We start from the raw sequence: 14816 nt of genomic DNA, 5'->3' as shown, positions 1-14816 counted from the left end.
CCTGCCCACCATCCGCCCCTTCCCCGGATCCGACCCCGTCGCCTCCGCCGAGGCCGTCGTGCACGGCGACCACTGGCGGGTCACGGTCCTGCAGGACGGCCTGTTCCGGGTCGAGTGGAGCGAGGACGGCGGCTTCGAGGACCGTGCCTCGACGTTCGCCGTGCGTCGGCGGCTCGAGGTACCCGAGTACACGGTGCTGCGCCGCGGCGCGGGTGTCGAGGTGACGACCGACCGTGCGACCCTGCGGTACGACGGGCGGCCGTTCTCGTCGGCCGGCCTGGTCGTCGAGACCTCCGGACCCGACGCGAACCGCTGGCGCTACGGCCAGGAGGCCCGTGACCTGGGTGGCACCGGACGCACCCTCGACGACGTGGACGGGCGGATGCCGCTCGAGTCCGGCGTCCTGGCGCGCGACGGCATCGTCATGCTGGACGACAGCGAGTCGTTCCTGTTCGAGGACGACGGCTGGGTCGGCAGCCGGGTCCCCGGCCGGCGGGACGTCAGCGTCTTCGCGTACGGGCGCGACTACGCCGCGGCGCTCCGGGCGTTCCACGCGGTGTCCGGGCCGCCGACCCTGATGCCCCGGTGGGCGCTCGGCAACTGGTGGAGCCGCTACCACCCGTACTCGGACGCGTCGTACCTGGCCCTCCTCGACCGGTTCGACGAGGAGCGCCTGCCGTTCTCCGTCGCCGTGATCGACATGGACTGGCACCGGGTGGACTCCGTGCCGTCCCGGTTCGGCAACGGCTGGACCGGCTACTCGTGGGAGCCCTCGCTCTTCCCCGACCCGCCAGCGTTCCTGGCCGAGCTGCACCGGCGCGGGATGCGCACGACGCTCAACCTGCACCCCGCGGACGGCGTCCGGGCGTTCGAGGACGCCTACCCCGCGATGGCCACGGCGATGGGGGTCGACCCGGACACCGAGCAGGCGATCCCGTTCGACCCCACCGATCCGGACTTCCTCCGCGCGTACTTCGAGGTGCTGCACCGTCCCCTCGAGGAGCAGGGCGTCGACTTCTGGTGGATCGACTGGCAGCAGGGCCGGACGTCCTCCGTCCCGGGGGTCGACCCGCTCTGGGTGCTCAACCACTTCCACCTGCTCGACTCGGCCCGTGACGGCGGCGCCGGCATGACGTTCTCCCGCTACGCCGGACCGGGCAGCCACCGCTACGCCGTCGGGTTCTCCGGGGACGCCGTCGTCTCGTGGGCGTCCCTGGCGTTCCAGCCGGAGTTCACCGCCACCGCCGCGAACATCGGCTACCCGTGGTGGAGTCACGACATCGGCGGGCACACCCGCGGGGTCCGGGACGACGAACTCGCGACGCGGTGGGTGCAGTTCGGCGTGTTCTCGCCGATCATGCGCCTGCACTCGGCGAACAACCCCTTCATCCGCAAGGAGCCGTGGGTCTTCCCCGCCGAACCGCGGGCGGCGATGGGCGACGCCCTGCGCTTCCGCCACCGTCTCGTGCCGTACCTGCACACCATGAACCACCTCGCCGCGGCCGGCACCCCGCTCGTCCGGCCGATGTACCACCTCGAGCCGCACCGGGACGAGGCGTACCGCGTCCCGAACGAGTACGCCTTCGGCACCGAGCTGGTCGTCGCGCCGATCGTCGAACCGCGTGACCCGGTGACCCTGCGTGGGCGCGCCCGCGCCTGGTTGCCGGCCGGGACCTGGACGGACGTGTTCACGGGCACCACCTACGCCGGGGACCGCTTCGTCGACCTGCACCGGACGCTCGACACGATCCCCGTGCTGCTGCGGGCCGGCGGGATCCTGCCGCTCGCCGCACCGGAGGAGGTCGACGCGACGGTGAACCCGGCCGCGCTCGAGGTGCTCGTCGCGCCCGGGGCCTCCGGCAGCTTCACGCTCGTCGAGGACCGCGAGGACACGTCCGGGCAGGAGGACACCGGCGGATCCGCGGGACCCTCCGTCGCCGACGGCACCGGTGCCTGCCGGACGACGCTCACGTGGGACCGGGACACCGCCTCGTTCCGCGTCGACGCGGCGGTCGGGGACGTCGACGTCGTCCCGGTCCGTCGACGGTGGCGCGTCACGTTCCTCGGGTCGCCCGCCGCCGGGCAGGAGGCCGCGGTCGTCCGGCCCGACCGGTTCTCGGTCGACCTCGACGTCCCCACCGACGAGGGCGCGGTCCTCACGTTGGCCGGTCTCCCGTCGGTCGGCGTCGACGCACGGGACGCCGCGCGGGAGCTGCTCGAGGGCGCCCAGGCCGGGAACCCGGAGAAGCTCACCGCGTGGGAGGTCGTGGACCGCGACGTGCCGCGGGCCGACCGGATCGTCGAGCTCGAGACGGTCGGGCTGCCGGACTCCCTGCGGAGCGCCCTGGTCGAGCTGCTGGGGAGCGTGCAGCCGGACGGGCGCTGACGACGGGCTCGCCGCGGTCCGTCAGGCCGCCACCATCCGCGCGAGCACGTCCCGCGCGGTCACCGGCTCGCGCCCGAGCAGGTCGCGGAGCAGCGGGTCCGTGCCCGCGAACCGCCCCTGCGCCGCCGCCTGGTACATGCCGAGCAGGAAGCGCACCATGCGCTCGTCCTGTCCGCCGGCGACCGCGCGGGCGACCCACTCGTCCTCGTCCACGACCTCGAAGCGCACCGGGGCACCGGACACCGCTGCGGCGGTGCGCGCCAGGTCCTCGAACGTCGGTGCCTCGCTCGCCGTGAGCGTCAGCGGGCCGTCGAGGGGTTCCGCCGCGAGGAGGATCTGCGCGGCGGCCTCGGCGGCGTCCTCGCGGGCGGTCCAGGACACCGGCCCGTCGGCCGGTACCGACACGACACCCGTGGCCTGCCACGGTCCGGTCATCCACTGGATGCTGTGCGCGTAGAAGCCGTTCCGCAGCGAGGTCCACGGCAGCCCGGACGCGGCGAGCATGTCCTCGGTCGCGGCGTGGTGCTGGGCCGGCAGGAACGGCGAGCCGGCACCGGCTCCCTGGTGGCTCGTGTAGAGGACCCGTCCGACCCCGGCTGCCACCGCGGCGTCGACCGCGTTGCGGTGCTGGCCGATCGTGTCGCCGGCAGGGTCGTTCGACGAGACGAGCAGGAGCTGGTCGGCACCGGCGAAGGCGGACCGCAGTCCGTCGGGGTCGTCGTAGTCGCCCTGCCGGACGGTGACGCCCTGCTCGGCGAACCGTGCGGCTCGGGCCGGGTCACGGGTGACGACGGTGACCTCCGATGCAGGCAGCCGCTCGAGCAGGTGGTCGGTCGTCGCGCCGTTCAGGGCGCCGGTCGCTCCGGTGACGGTGATCATCGTTGTCTCCTTCGTGCTATCGGTGGTAACACGATGAACGTACCACCGGAAACACAGCGGTAGCAAGGAGTCGTTATCGTTGATCCATGCCCGATGCCCCCGCGCCCCGCGCCGACGTCCGCGACCGGATCGTGACCGCCGCCGCGGAACTCCTGCGCCGGGACGGAGCGGCCGGTGTCACGACCCGGGCGGTGTCGGACCGCGCGCACGTGCAACCGCCGACGATCTACCGCCTGTTCGGCGACAAGGACGGGCTGCTCGACGCCGTCGCGGAACACGCGATGACCGAGTTCAGTCGGACGAAGGCCGATGCCGTCCACGCAGCCGCCGAGCACGAGGTCGACCCCGTCGCCGACCTCCGCACGGGTTGGGACCTGACGATCGGCTTCGGGCTCGACAACCCCGACCTCTTCGTCATCATGAGCGACCCGCGACGGGGCAACGGGTCACCGGCCGTCGCCGCGGGGCTCCGCCTGCTCGAGGACCGTCTTCGCCGCGTCGCAGCGGCCGGGAGGCTCGCGGTCCGCGAGCGCGACGCCGTCCGGCTCCTGCACGCGGCCGGCACGGGCGCCGTGCTCACCCTCCTCGAGGAGCCCGAGGGCGAGCGGGACCCCGCCCTCGCCGACGCCGCGTTCGCGGCCGTCATGACGCAGATCTGCACGCCCGATCCGAGCGGGGCGGCGCCGGACGGGCCGTCCGCGACCCGGACGGCCGCGCTCACCCTCCGGTCGGTCGCGCCGGACCTCGCGGCCCTGTCCCCGGCCGAACGGTCGGTCCTCGCCGAGTGGCTGGACCGCGTCGTCGACCACGAGGGCGAGCCCGGCCACCGTGGCCGACGCGGAGAGCACGGCGGATCCGGCCACGACGAGGACTGAGCACCTCCCGGTCCACTCGGGCGGGCCTCCCGTCAGTCGACGGACCCGTCCGGGTAGGGCGCGCTCTCCCCGACCAGGATCCGGTGCCCGACGGTCACGGCACGCCCCTCGCCCGGCCGACCGGCGATGCGCTCCTGCAACCGGTCGAGTGCCGCCTCGGCGAGCGCGACGGTGTCCGGCGCGACCGAGGTCAGACTCGGCACCAGGCTCGCGGCGAGGCCGATGGCGTCCCACCCGACGACGGCGACGTCGCGTGGCGCCTCGAGCCCGCGCAACCGCATCGCACGGAGGGCGCCGACCGCGGCGAGGTCGTCCCGGCAGAGCAGCCCGTCGATCGAGAGTCCGTCGTCGAGCGCGCGTCCGAAGGCCTGCTCGGCCCCGCGGGCGTCGCCGACCTCGCGCGGCACGCACAGCGACGGGTCGAACGGCAGGCCGGCGGCGGCCAGGCCGTCGCGGTACCCCTCCATGCGGAAGGCCGAGGTGCGGGACTGCTCGCCCACCTCGTGCCCGAGGAACCCGATGCGGCGTCGCCCGAGTGCGGCGAGGTGCGCGACGGCCTCGGACGCGGCCAGGACGTTGTCGATGGCCACGAGGTCGCCGCCCGGGGGTCGGACGTCCTCGCCCAGGAACACGACGGCGGTGTCTCCGCGCGCCCGGTCGATCTCCGCCGGTGTGAGGACCTGGGGGTGGATGACGACGCCGTCGACGACGCCCGCCTCACGCCCACGGACGGCGGAGAGCTCGCCGCCCGGCGCTCCGGCGGTCTCCTCGAGCAGGAGCTGGTACCCGCGGTCGGCGCACACGCGGGAGAACACGTGCGCGAGCTCGGCGAAGTACGGACGGCGGAGGTCGGGGAAGGCGAACGCGAGCATGTTCGTCCGTCCGGTGGCGAGGCTCCGCCCGGAGACGTTCGGCCGGTACCCGAGCTCGTCGACGGACCGCTGCACGCGCTCCCGCATGGCGTCGCTGACGTGCCGGTACCCGCGGACCACGTTGGACACGGTCTTCATCGAGACGCCGGCGTGCTCCGCGACGTCCTGCAGCGTGACCTGGCCCACGCGCTCACCGTACCGTTGACGCTGCGTTTACAGCGCTGTAAATTGCTCGACCATGAGCACCGTCGCTTCCCCGGTCCCCGTCGACGTCACCGACCTCCCCCTCGCGAGTCGTCAGGACGGCCGGTACCCCCGACCGCAGATGCTCCGCCGCGACTGGACGGACCTCAGCGGCACCTGGTCCTTCCGGTACGACGACGACGACTCCGGAGCGGACTCGGGATGGGCCACGGGCCTCCCGGCCCCCCGCGCGATCACGGTGCCGTTCCCGCCAGAGTCCCCGGCGTCCGGGATCGGCGACCCGGGGTTCCACCCCGTGGTCTGGTACGCGCGGACGATCGGCCGCGCCGAACTCGAGGCAGCCGGCCACGGCACCGCACGCCCCCGCCTGGTGCTGCACTTCGGCGCCGTCGACCACCGCGCGCAGGTGTGGATCGACGGCCGGTTCGTCGGCGAGCACGAGGGCGGGCACACGCCGTTCTCGTTCGACGTCACCGCGCTGCTGACCGACGGCGCCGACGGGACGACCGAGCACCTGCTCGTCGTCCGCGCCGAGGACGACCCTGCCGACGTCACCCTCCCCCGCGGCAAGCAGGACTGGCACGAGGACGCGCACGCCATCTGGTACCGCCGCACCACCGGCATCTGGCAGCCGGTCTGGCTGGAGGCCGTGCCGCGCACCGCGATCAGCTCCCTCCGGTGGTCGCCGGCGGGGCCCACGGCGACCGCGTTGACCGTCCGGTTCCGGGGCCGCGTGCCGGCCGGATCGCGGCTGCGGGTCGCCCTGCGGTTCGACGAACGGGACGAGGACCTCGGGACCACCGACTGGGACGCCACCGCGAGCCGGCCGACCCTCGACGTGACGGTGCCGGTCGCACGGCAGCGCAACGGCCAGGCCGAGGACGAGCTGACCTGGTCGCCCGAGCACCCACGCCTGGTCGACGCCGTGCTCACCCTCGTGGACCAGGACGGCCACGTGCTCGACGCGGTGTCGAGCTACCTCGGCATGCGGAGCGTCGGCGTCGGCGGCGGCCGGTTCCTGCTCAACCGTGCGCCGTACCCGGTGCGCAGCGTGCTCGACCAGGCGTTCTGGCCGGAGTCGCACCTGGCCGCACCGCACCCGCTCGCCCACCGCCAGGAGGTCGAACTCATCAAGGCCCTGGGGTTCAACGCCGCACGGATGCACCAGAAGATCGAGGACCCGCGGTTCCTGCACTGGGCGGACCGCCTCGGCCTCATGGTGTGGGGCGAGGCACCGGCCGCGTACGAGTTCTCCCCCACCGCCGTCCGCCGTCTCACCGCGGAGTGGACCGCGGCCGTGGAACGGGACGCCTCGCACCCGTCCATCGTCACCTGGGTCCCGTTCAACGAGTCGTGGGGCATCCAGCACGTCGTGTCCGACCCGGCGCAGCAGGCGTACTCCCGCGCCCTCGTCGACCTGACGCGCGCGCTCGACCCATCCCGCCCCGTGATCGGGAACGACGGCTGGGAGCAGCAGGACACCGACATCGTGACGATCCACGACTACGAGGGCGACGGTGCGGTGCTGGCGCGCACCTACGCGGACGACGCAGCCCGCACCCGTGCCCTCGAAGGACTCGCCCCGTCCGGCCACCCACAGTTCGTCGGCGGGGCCGTGGACCAGGGGCAGCCGGTGATGCTCACCGAGTTCGGCGGGGTGCGCCACCAGTCGGGCGGGCGCCGGGAGGAGGGCTGGGGCTACACGACCGCCACCGACGGCGACGACTGGGTCGAGCGCATCACCGCGCTGCACGACGCCGTCCGCGCCAGCACCTTCCTCGCCGGCTCGTGCTGGACGCAGCTGACGGACACGATGCAGGAGGCGAACGGGCTGCTGAACGCCGACCGGTCACCGAAGGTCCCCGTCGAGCAGATCCGTCGGGCCGTCACCGGGCAGTGACCCCGTCGGGGTGCACCTCCGACCCACTCCGGTGATGTGTAGAGTGTTGCGCCCGCGAGGAGGGTGGCGGTGCGAGCAACGAGCGGGACCGGACGAGCGGCGTTCGCCGACGAGTCGAAGGCGCGCGACTACCTGCTCGCAGCGACGCTCCTCGAACCCGGGGACGTCGGAGCAGCCCGGAACCTGGTCCGGTCGCTCGTCCTGCCGGGGCAGCACCGCCTCCACATGGCGAAGGAGAGCGACGGGCGTCGTCGCATGATCCTGGACGCAATCGCGAGCATCCCGTCCTCGACGACCATCCACCGCGCTCCGAAGGACGGCCGGTCCGAGGTCGACCGTCGAGCGGCGTGCCTCCGAGCACTGGTGATCGACCTCACGCGATCCGGCTGTTCAGGGCTGTGTCTGGAGCGTGACGAGACCCTGGAGCGCCGGGATCGCCGACAGATCATCGACACCTTGCACCAGCAGGGAGCGCAGCTGCGGCACCGGCATGCCACCGCTCGCGAGGAGCCCCTCCTCGCCCTGCCCGATGCGCTCGCCTGGGCATGGGCGAAGGGCGGGGACTGGAGGCGCCGGGTGACCCACCTGGTCGACTGCCGGACCGTCGCGCGATGACGCCCGAGAAGACGCGAGACCCGAGCGCCACAACCGTCCGGATGGGTCTCGGGTCCACTTCTCGGAGCTCAACGCAACGAGCACACCCATGGTACCAGGCGGGACATGTCACACGCCAGCGGCCCTGCCGCCCCACCCCGCCGCCTCACCCCGCCAGGTCCTTCGCGAGCATGAGCTCCGCGGACCGCACGGACGCCGTCTCCGCGGGCGTGAGCTCCCGCCCCTGGACCTCGGCGTCCCGGATCGCGATGAGCAGGTCGTAGGTGCGCACCTGGAGACCGCCTCGCCGTCGGCGTGCGCGCAGGTCGAGGCGGCGGGCGATGCGGGCGAGACGGATGCGGTGTCCGCGGAGCCGGGCCTCCCGGGCCCATCGCCGGACGGTCATCGACGCCATCGCGGCGACCATGAGCACGATCCCCAGGTAGAACGGCGGATCGAACGCGGCCCGGAGGACGTCGCGGAGCAGCACCGGCCCGAGCACGAAGTGGTCGGCCGTCAGGGACGCGATCTCCTCGACGCTCGCGATCGCGACGAGGGACAGCCCCACCCGGAACACGACGAGCGCCCCGCGGCTGCCGAGCACCCCGCGAGCGAGCGTCGTGGCGGTGATCGCGGCGACGCACGCCATGTAGATGCTCGCGTACGACCAGGTCGCGGTCTGGTCGATCTCGTCCACGATGAAGGTGAAGACGGTGTCCCCGCGGTCCCGGATGAACAGGAACGGCACCGTGAAGGACGCGAGCATCGCCACCAGGGCGAGCGGGTGCGCCAGTGCCGGACGCCGGTCGACGTCACGCACGCTGCCGCGGAACAGCAACCAGAACGCCGTCGTCGCGCAGAGGTTCTGCACGAGGTTCACGAGGTTCGTGCCGCCGAGCAGCGCGTCCAGGTCCCGCTGCGGGACGACCGCGCCGAGCGTCAGCAACCCGAGCGCGCCCACACCGGTGGCCGCCCAGCTCGCTCGCCCGTGCGGGTTCCGTCCGATCGAGGGCGCGCGGATCGCGAAGCTCGCCGCGGCACACCAGAACGCCAGGGCGTGCAGGACCCCCACTAGCCGTAGGTCCGCTCGTCGGCCCCCACGGTGCCGGACAGGAGGACCGTGGCCAGTTCGTACGCGAAGGTCTCGGCGAACTCCTCGTCGTCACCCTGCAGGGACGAACCCGCGGGTGCGGGGAGCGTGTGCTGGACGTCGTCGACCGAGCGGTGGCAGACGGTGCCGCCGGCGGACCACGCGGCGAAGTCGAGCTGGGTCCGCGGGACCGGCACGCCGGTGTCCCCGCGCACGAGGTGGCCGAGTTCGTGCAGGACGCAGTGCATCCGGTAGAGCGGCGTCGACCCCGGCGGCAGCAGCACGAGCGCCGCGTCGGGCGATTGGGACACGAGCGCGGTCAGGGCGCCCCAGCTCGGGCCGTCGACGTCCACGACACGGATCGGCTTGCCGATCCGTGCGGCGACGGCGTCGACCACGTGACGGAGGCGGGGCGCGTTCGGGAGCACCGCGACGACGTCGCGGATCGCCCCGGCACTGACAGCGTCCACACCGCAAGCCTAGGGCGTGGGTGCGGGTCCGATCCGGGAGGCACGACCCCTCTCCGAGGGTGGCTCACCTCGGGTCGGGGCGGGGTCGGTTCGGTGTGCGGCCGGCCGGCTCAGGCGCCGGTCGCCTCGTAGTGCCGGGCACCGCCGGTGACCCCGGCGAAGCGGAACGGCCCCGCGGTGACGCGCGGACGCTCGACGTCGTCGCTCGTCGCGGCACCGGCGGCGTGCAGCTCCCGGTACGCCTCGACGGACAGCGGGACCCGTGCCGCGAGCAGCTCGGCGACGCGTCCGGTCCGGCGGTGGTCGCGGTACTCCGGCCGGACGACGCCGGTCATGAGCTCGCCGACGCTGCCGGAGCCGTAGCTGAACATGCCGATGCGGGCGCCGGCCAGGTCGTCGTCCAGGTCGAGCAGCGCGCCGAGGGCGATCCAGAGCGATGCCGTGTACGTGTTGCCGGTCTGTCGGTTGTACGTGAACCCGACGGCGAGCTCGGTCTCCTCGAACGGGACGTCGACGTGCTGTGCGAGCTTCCGGTGCGCCTTGATCGCCATCTTCGTGAACGGCTGGTGGTGCACGAAGCGGTCGATCGCCTCGATGCCGGGGCCACCGCGCGCGGCGAGGTCGTCCCAGGCCCCGATGAAGGCGTCGACGTACGCGGTGACCGACAGCCGCCCGTCCACCAGCGCGGTGGAGCGGTCGTTCGGGCGCCAGAAGTCGTCGACGTCGGCGGTGAACAGACCGGACTGCGGCTCGAGCTCGACCAGGTCGGGGTCGGCGGCGATGAGCATCGCGACCGCGCCGGCGCCCTGCGTGGGCTCCGCGGCCGTCTCGACGTCGTAGCGGGCGACGTCGGCGGCGATCACGAGCACGCGTTCACCCGGGTCCCGCGCGATGATGCCGAGGGCCATCTGCACCGCGGCGGTCCCGCCGTAGCAGGCCTGCTTCAGCTCGACGACACGGACGTTGGTCGGCAGACCGAGCAGCCCGTGCACGAACACCCCGGCGGCCTTGGACTGGTCGATGCCGGACTCGGTCGCGAAGAGCACCGTGCGGATGCCCTCCACGCCGTGACGGTCGAGGACCTCCTTCGCGGCGGCGGCGCCCATCGTGACGATGTCCTCGTCGGGGGCGGGCACGCTGAAGGCGTCCTGGCCGATGCCGACGTGGTACTTCGCCGGGTCGACGCCCGTGGTGGCGGCGAGGTCGTCGAGGTCGAGCACGTGGTGGCCGGTGGCGATCGCGAGGTCGTGGATGCCCACGGTGAGCGGCTGTTGCGCGGTCATGCCGACGCTCCTTCCGGTCGGTGGCCGCGTCGCTCCATGGCGACGTGTGCGGCCATGAGCTCGCCCGGGTTCGTCTGGGCGGCGAGCAGTGAGAGTTCACCGCAGAGCACGGTGGCGGCGCAGAGCGCGGCGAGGCGTCGGGCGTTGGCGCCGGGCTCGCGGTCCTCCCGGCAGCCGAGGCGCACGAGGGCGTCCTCGACGACGGGCAGGTCGTTGCCCTTGCCGTTGCCGACCGTGCCGACGATGAGGTGCGGGAGCGAGCACGAGAAGTACAGGTCGTCGCCTCGGGCCTGGGCGAGCGTGATGCCCTGGGAGCCCTCGACGATGTTCGCCGCGTCCTGCCCGGTGGCGAGGTAGAACCCGAGCAGCATGTTCGCGTAGTGCGCGTTCGCGGAGCGCAGTGCCCCGGCGATCGTCGACCCGACCAGGTTCTTCGCCGTGTTGAGCTCGACGATCCGTTCGGTGGAGGAGCGCAGGCGCTTCTCGACGACCTCGCCCGGGATGACGATCTCGGCGATGGTGTTCCGGCCGCGGCCCCGGATGCCGTTCACCGCGGTGGCCTTCTTGTCCGAGCAGAAGTTGCCCGAGATCGACACGTACCGCAGCTCGGGCTCCCAGGCCAGGATCGCCGGCAGGAGCGTGTCCGCGGCCTGCGTGACCATGTTGTGACCGGAGGCGTCGCCCGTGGTGAAGGCGAACCGCAGGAAGAGCAGGTCACCGACGATCTCCGGGTGCACCTCGATGAGCTTCGCGAAGCGGCTCTGCCCGGTGACGATGGTCTCGAGGTCGCCCTGGCGGGCGAGGATCCGTCCGGCGGCCATGTGCGCGGCGGCGGCACTGGAGGCGCGGACGACCACCGAGCGGGTCATCCGCTCGTCGACGACGGTCGAGACGATGCCGCCCTCGACCATGCGCGAGATCCGTGCGCCGCGGCCGACGGACGGCCAGAGCGGGGACTCGTACGTCGCGAGGGGCACCTCGTGCTCGCCCTCGACGGCGTTGCCGCTGACGCGGATCGGTCCGACCCACTTCGTGGGGATCGGGGTCTGCAGGTCGGTCATCGCGTGGTCCCTTCCTCGGGTTGCACCGCGACGCTGAGGTGCCTGATGTCGTGTGCCTCCCAGGTGCGGAGGATGTCGGCGGGGTCGCTGTCGGCGGGGACGAGCGCGATCCCGCAGTCGCCGCCACCGGCCCCGGACGGCTTCGCGGCGCCACCGGCTGCCTCGACGACGTCGCAGAGCGTCGCGAGGCGCGGCGTCTCGATCTGCGAGCCGACGGATGTCCCGAGGTCCTGCAGCAGGCCGCGGGCGCGCCGGAGTGCGCCGAGCGTGCGCTCGGCGTCCCCGGTCCGGAGGCCCGTGGTCAGGTCGTCGACGCAGGCGCGGCTGGCGTCGAGGAACGCCGCGTAGTCACCGTCGCGGTGTCGACGCACGACGCCGACGAGCTTCGTCGTGGACGCCGGTGACCCGGTCCAGCCGACGAGGAGCCGCAGGTCGGTCGGGGCGGGCAGGTGCTCGACGTCGAAACCGGTCCAGGCGTCGTCGTCGTCGAGGATCGACGAGACCGTCCGCTCGTCGAGCAGACCGGCCAGGACCTCGCGGTCGGGCGCGCTGTAGCGGAGCCATCCGCCGAAGGTGCTCGCCGCGAGGTCGCCGCCGGAGGCGCGGGGTGCCACGCGGATTGTCGCGAGCAGCGCCACCATGAAGCGTCGGCGCTGCGACAGGCCGAGGCCGTAGAAGCGGTCGAGGGCGCCGACGGTCGCGACGGTCACCGCGGCCGACGAGCCGAGCCCGAACTTCCGGCCGCTGGCGTCGTCGAGCTGGCTCTCGATGCGCAGGTCGTGGAACCGCGGCGCGATCCCGAGCTCGGCGCGGAGCTTCTCGACGAGGTCGATCGTCGCCATGACGTAGTCGTAGGGGTGGTGCTCGCGGTCCAGTGCGAGGCCGTCCTCGGCACGGGTCCACGTCAGCGGGAGGTTGCCGTACTCCTCGGAGTGCACGCTGCCGGCCTCGTGCCCCTCGGAGACGCGGGCGGTGATCGCACGGTCGAGGGCGATCAGCACGGACGGCTGACCCGGCTCGACGACGGCGTACTCGCCCGCCACGAACAGCTTGCCGTGGGCTCGGAACTCGGTCACGCGGTGGTCTCCTCTGCTCGGGGGTGGTCCCCCGGGCGTTCGGAGCCGACCAGGTGAGCGGCTGGTCCGGTGCCGGACTCGATGACCGCGCCGAACCCGTCCAGGGACGCGGCCACGCGGGCACGGTCCTCCGGACGGCAGAGCACGACGACGTTCGGGCCGGCGTCGGCGGTGGCGTAGGCCTCGAGGCCGTCGGCCCGCAGCGCGGCGACGGCGTCGAAGACCGCGACGCTGCGGCTGTTCAGGTAGCGGATCGGGGGGAAGGCGCCCTCGATGGTGGCGTGCATGCGGAGCGCGTTGCTCTCGGTCAGCTCGCCGATGCGGGTGAAGTCGCCGGCCGCGCACGCGGCGAGCATGTCCTGGACGGTCTCGGTCGTCGAGGTCACCCAGGCCGGGTAGAACGGCGACGTCGCGATCGTCCGGCGCATGGCCTCGCGCGAGCCGATCTCCTTCGGGCCGTCGTCGATCGTCACGACCACCATCGCCATCGGCGGCGCGGGGATCGTCTCGGCGAAGGAGCCCTCGTCGTCGCCCGCGTGCCAGACCGCGACCCCGCCGGGGATCGACCGCGTGGCCGAGCCCGAACCGCGGCGGGCGAGCCGGGAGAGGTCCCGCGACGACAGGTCGAGACCGTACGCGCTCGCGGCGGCGACGGCGAGGGCGGCGAAGCCCGATGCGCTCGAGGCCAGACCGGCGCCCGTGGGCACGGTGTTCTCCGTGACGACGGCGGCGCGGGCCTCCGAGCCGGACAGGTCACGGACGAGGTCGAGGAAGCGCTCGACCCGCACCAGCGCACCGTCGTCGACGACGCGACCGTTCAGGGTCAACGTGTCACGCGCCTCCCGGCCGGCGTCGAGCGTGACGGAGGTCGTGGTGGGGAAGACGTCGAGGCCCATCGAGACGCTGCCCGTGGCGGGCAGCGCGAGGTCGGCGTCCGCCTTGCCCCAGTACTTCACGAGCGCGATGTTGGGGTGCGCGACGGCGGTTGCGGTCATCAGGCACGGGCTCCGATCGAGGTGGTCCAGGTGGCGGCGGCGCCCGCGTCGCGCAGTGCGGTCACGATGCGGGCGGCGTGCTCGTCGTCGGCGGCGAGGGCCAGGACGCATCCGCCCCGTCCCCCACCGGTGAGCTTCGCGCCGAGGGCGTCCGCGCTGCGTGCGGCGCCGACGAGCCGATCGATGTCCCCGCTCGACACGTCGAGGGTGGTGAGCAGTTCGTGCGCGGCGTCCATGGTGGCACCGAGGGCCTGGGCGTCGCCGTCGACGAGCGTCCCCCGCGCTGCCCGGGCGAGGTCCCCGATGCGCTGCACGACGGCGTCGACCACCTCGGGGGCGCGGTCGTGGCGTTCCCGCACGGCCGCGACGGCCTCGCGCGTGTGTCCGGGGACACCGGTGTCGGCGACGACGAAGACGAAGCGCCCGGTGAGTTGCACCGGCTCGATGACGTCGTGCTCGAACCAGACGGGCTCGTCGGCGACGACCCCCCGGGCGTCGAGTCCGGACGGGCGCCCGTGGGCGACGCGCTCGCACGCCTGGATGAGGTCGTGGTGGGTGGCGCGGTCGAGCACGACCCCGAGGGCGTCGGCGACCGCGGCGGTCACGGCCGCGGCGACGGCGGCGCTCGACCCCATCCCGCGGGCGGTGGGCACCTGGCTGTCGACCCGGACGTGGAACGCGGTGTCCACGGCGTGCGGGTACCCGAGGTCGGCGAGGTGGCGGAGCGTCGCGGTGACGGCGGTCGTCGTGGGCAGCACGGCGGCCGGCGCGAGGCCGAACGGCCCCGTGTGGACGGTGGACTCCAGCACGTGCTCCGCCCCGGACGAGTGCGTCGCCGGCAGGGGCGTCGCGGTGGCCGTCACGCGGACGTCGGTCACCGGCAGCACGAGCGCGGGTGCGCCGTAGACCACGGCGTGCTCGCCGATCAGGATCGTCTTGCCGTGGGACACTGATGAGCCGACTCGCGGGATCGCTGTGGTCGTCGTCGGTGCGGTGGCGGGGTGGTTGCTGGTCATCGTCGGTCCGGCCAGCCTAACCGGACCCGACGACGGACGTCCGTCCGGTGCGCTCTCGGCGGACGGATGCCGTGTGTCGGCTGGACGTCGTCCCGACCAGGTTGTGCACAACCCG

The 14816-nt window shown here is 73.4% G+C and carries 13 protein-coding genes; 4 read left to right on the top strand and 9 right to left on the bottom strand.

The features are described 5' to 3' along the window. Window position 1 precedes the first annotated feature (1 nt). On the top strand, window positions 2–2386 hold the full coding sequence (locus tag DEI95_RS15160; RefSeq protein WP_111060767.1) for a glycoside hydrolase family 31 protein: 2385 nt from the start codon (window positions 2–4) through the stop codon (window positions 2384–2386). 21 nt (window positions 2387–2407) lie between these two features. Here DEI95_RS15160 and DEI95_RS15155 read toward each other — a convergent pair whose 3' ends face one another. Beyond that, a complete protein-coding gene (locus tag DEI95_RS15155; RefSeq protein WP_111060766.1) occupies window positions 2408–3265 on the bottom strand; it encodes an NAD(P)H-binding protein in 858 nt (285 codons plus the stop codon). A gap of 86 nt (window positions 3266–3351) precedes the next feature. Here DEI95_RS15155 and DEI95_RS15150 point away from each other — a divergent pair, with 86 nt between their 5' ends. After that, window positions 3352–4140, top strand: coding sequence for a TetR/AcrR family transcriptional regulator (locus DEI95_RS15150; protein WP_110891399.1), 789 nt, complete (start codon window positions 3352–3354; stop codon window positions 4138–4140). A gap of 32 nt (window positions 4141–4172) precedes the next feature. On the opposite strand, the gene DEI95_RS15145 is transcribed toward DEI95_RS15150, so the two are convergent. Further along, complete coding sequence (locus DEI95_RS15145; RefSeq protein ID WP_111060765.1) at window positions 4173–5198, bottom strand: LacI family DNA-binding transcriptional regulator; 1026 nt, start codon at window positions 5196–5198, stop codon at window positions 4173–4175. Window positions 5199–5250: 52 nt separating this feature from the next. On the opposite strand from DEI95_RS15145, the gene DEI95_RS15140 reads away from it, so the two are divergent. After that, window positions 5251–7116, top strand: coding sequence for a sugar-binding domain-containing protein (locus DEI95_RS15140; protein WP_111060764.1), 1866 nt, complete (start codon window positions 5251–5253; stop codon window positions 7114–7116). Between the two features lie 69 nt (window positions 7117–7185). After that, window positions 7186–7731, top strand: a complete 546-nt coding sequence (locus tag DEI95_RS15135) for a hypothetical protein (protein WP_146243694.1) — start codon at window positions 7186–7188, stop codon at window positions 7729–7731. A 145-nt stretch (window positions 7732–7876) separates the two neighbouring features. Here DEI95_RS15135 and DEI95_RS15130 read toward each other — a convergent pair whose 3' ends face one another. The 7 genes from DEI95_RS15130 to mvk all read right to left on the bottom strand — a co-directional run bounded on the left by DEI95_RS15130 (window position 7877) and on the right by mvk (window position 14701). Beyond that, entirely contained in the window at window positions 7877–8782 is a 906-nt protein-coding gene (locus DEI95_RS15130; RefSeq protein WP_111060762.1) for a hypothetical protein, read from the bottom strand. Continuing rightward, on the bottom strand, window positions 8782–9270 hold the full coding sequence (locus tag DEI95_RS15125) for a hypothetical protein (protein WP_111060761.1): 489 nt from the start codon (window positions 9268–9270) through the stop codon (window positions 8782–8784). Before DEI95_RS15125 ends, DEI95_RS15130 begins: the two co-directional genes overlap by 1 nt. A 110-nt stretch (window positions 9271–9380) precedes the next feature. Beyond that, window positions 9381–10553, bottom strand: a complete 1173-nt coding sequence (locus tag DEI95_RS15120; RefSeq protein ID WP_111060760.1) for a hydroxymethylglutaryl-CoA synthase — start codon at window positions 10551–10553, stop codon at window positions 9381–9383. Continuing rightward, a complete protein-coding gene (locus DEI95_RS15115) occupies window positions 10550–11614 on the bottom strand; it encodes a hydroxymethylglutaryl-CoA reductase (RefSeq protein ID WP_110825927.1) in 1065 nt (354 codons plus the stop codon). Before DEI95_RS15115 ends, DEI95_RS15120 begins: the two co-directional genes overlap by 4 nt. Continuing rightward, window positions 11611–12690 (bottom strand): phosphomevalonate kinase, encoded by a 1080-nt coding sequence (locus DEI95_RS15110; RefSeq protein ID WP_111060759.1) that lies wholly within the window; start codon window positions 12688–12690, stop codon window positions 11611–11613. The genes DEI95_RS15115 and DEI95_RS15110 overlap by 4 nt, the downstream gene beginning before the upstream one ends. Then, complete coding sequence (mvaD, locus tag DEI95_RS15105) at window positions 12687–13685, bottom strand: diphosphomevalonate decarboxylase (protein WP_309146548.1); 999 nt, start codon at window positions 13683–13685, stop codon at window positions 12687–12689. Before mvaD ends, DEI95_RS15110 begins: the two co-directional genes overlap by 4 nt. Next, complete coding sequence (gene mvk, locus DEI95_RS15100) at window positions 13685–14701, bottom strand: mevalonate kinase (protein ID WP_181436397.1); 1017 nt, start codon at window positions 14699–14701, stop codon at window positions 13685–13687. Before mvk ends, mvaD begins: the two co-directional genes overlap by 1 nt. Window positions 14702–14816 lie beyond the last annotated feature (115 nt).

The sequence above is a fragment of the Curtobacterium sp. MCBD17_008 genome (genome assembly GCF_003234475.1).
Lineage (GTDB): Bacteria > Actinomycetota > Actinomycetes > Actinomycetales > Microbacteriaceae > Curtobacterium.
Note: the sequence above shows the minus strand (reverse complement) of the source record. Positions and strands in the feature narration are given on the sequence as shown.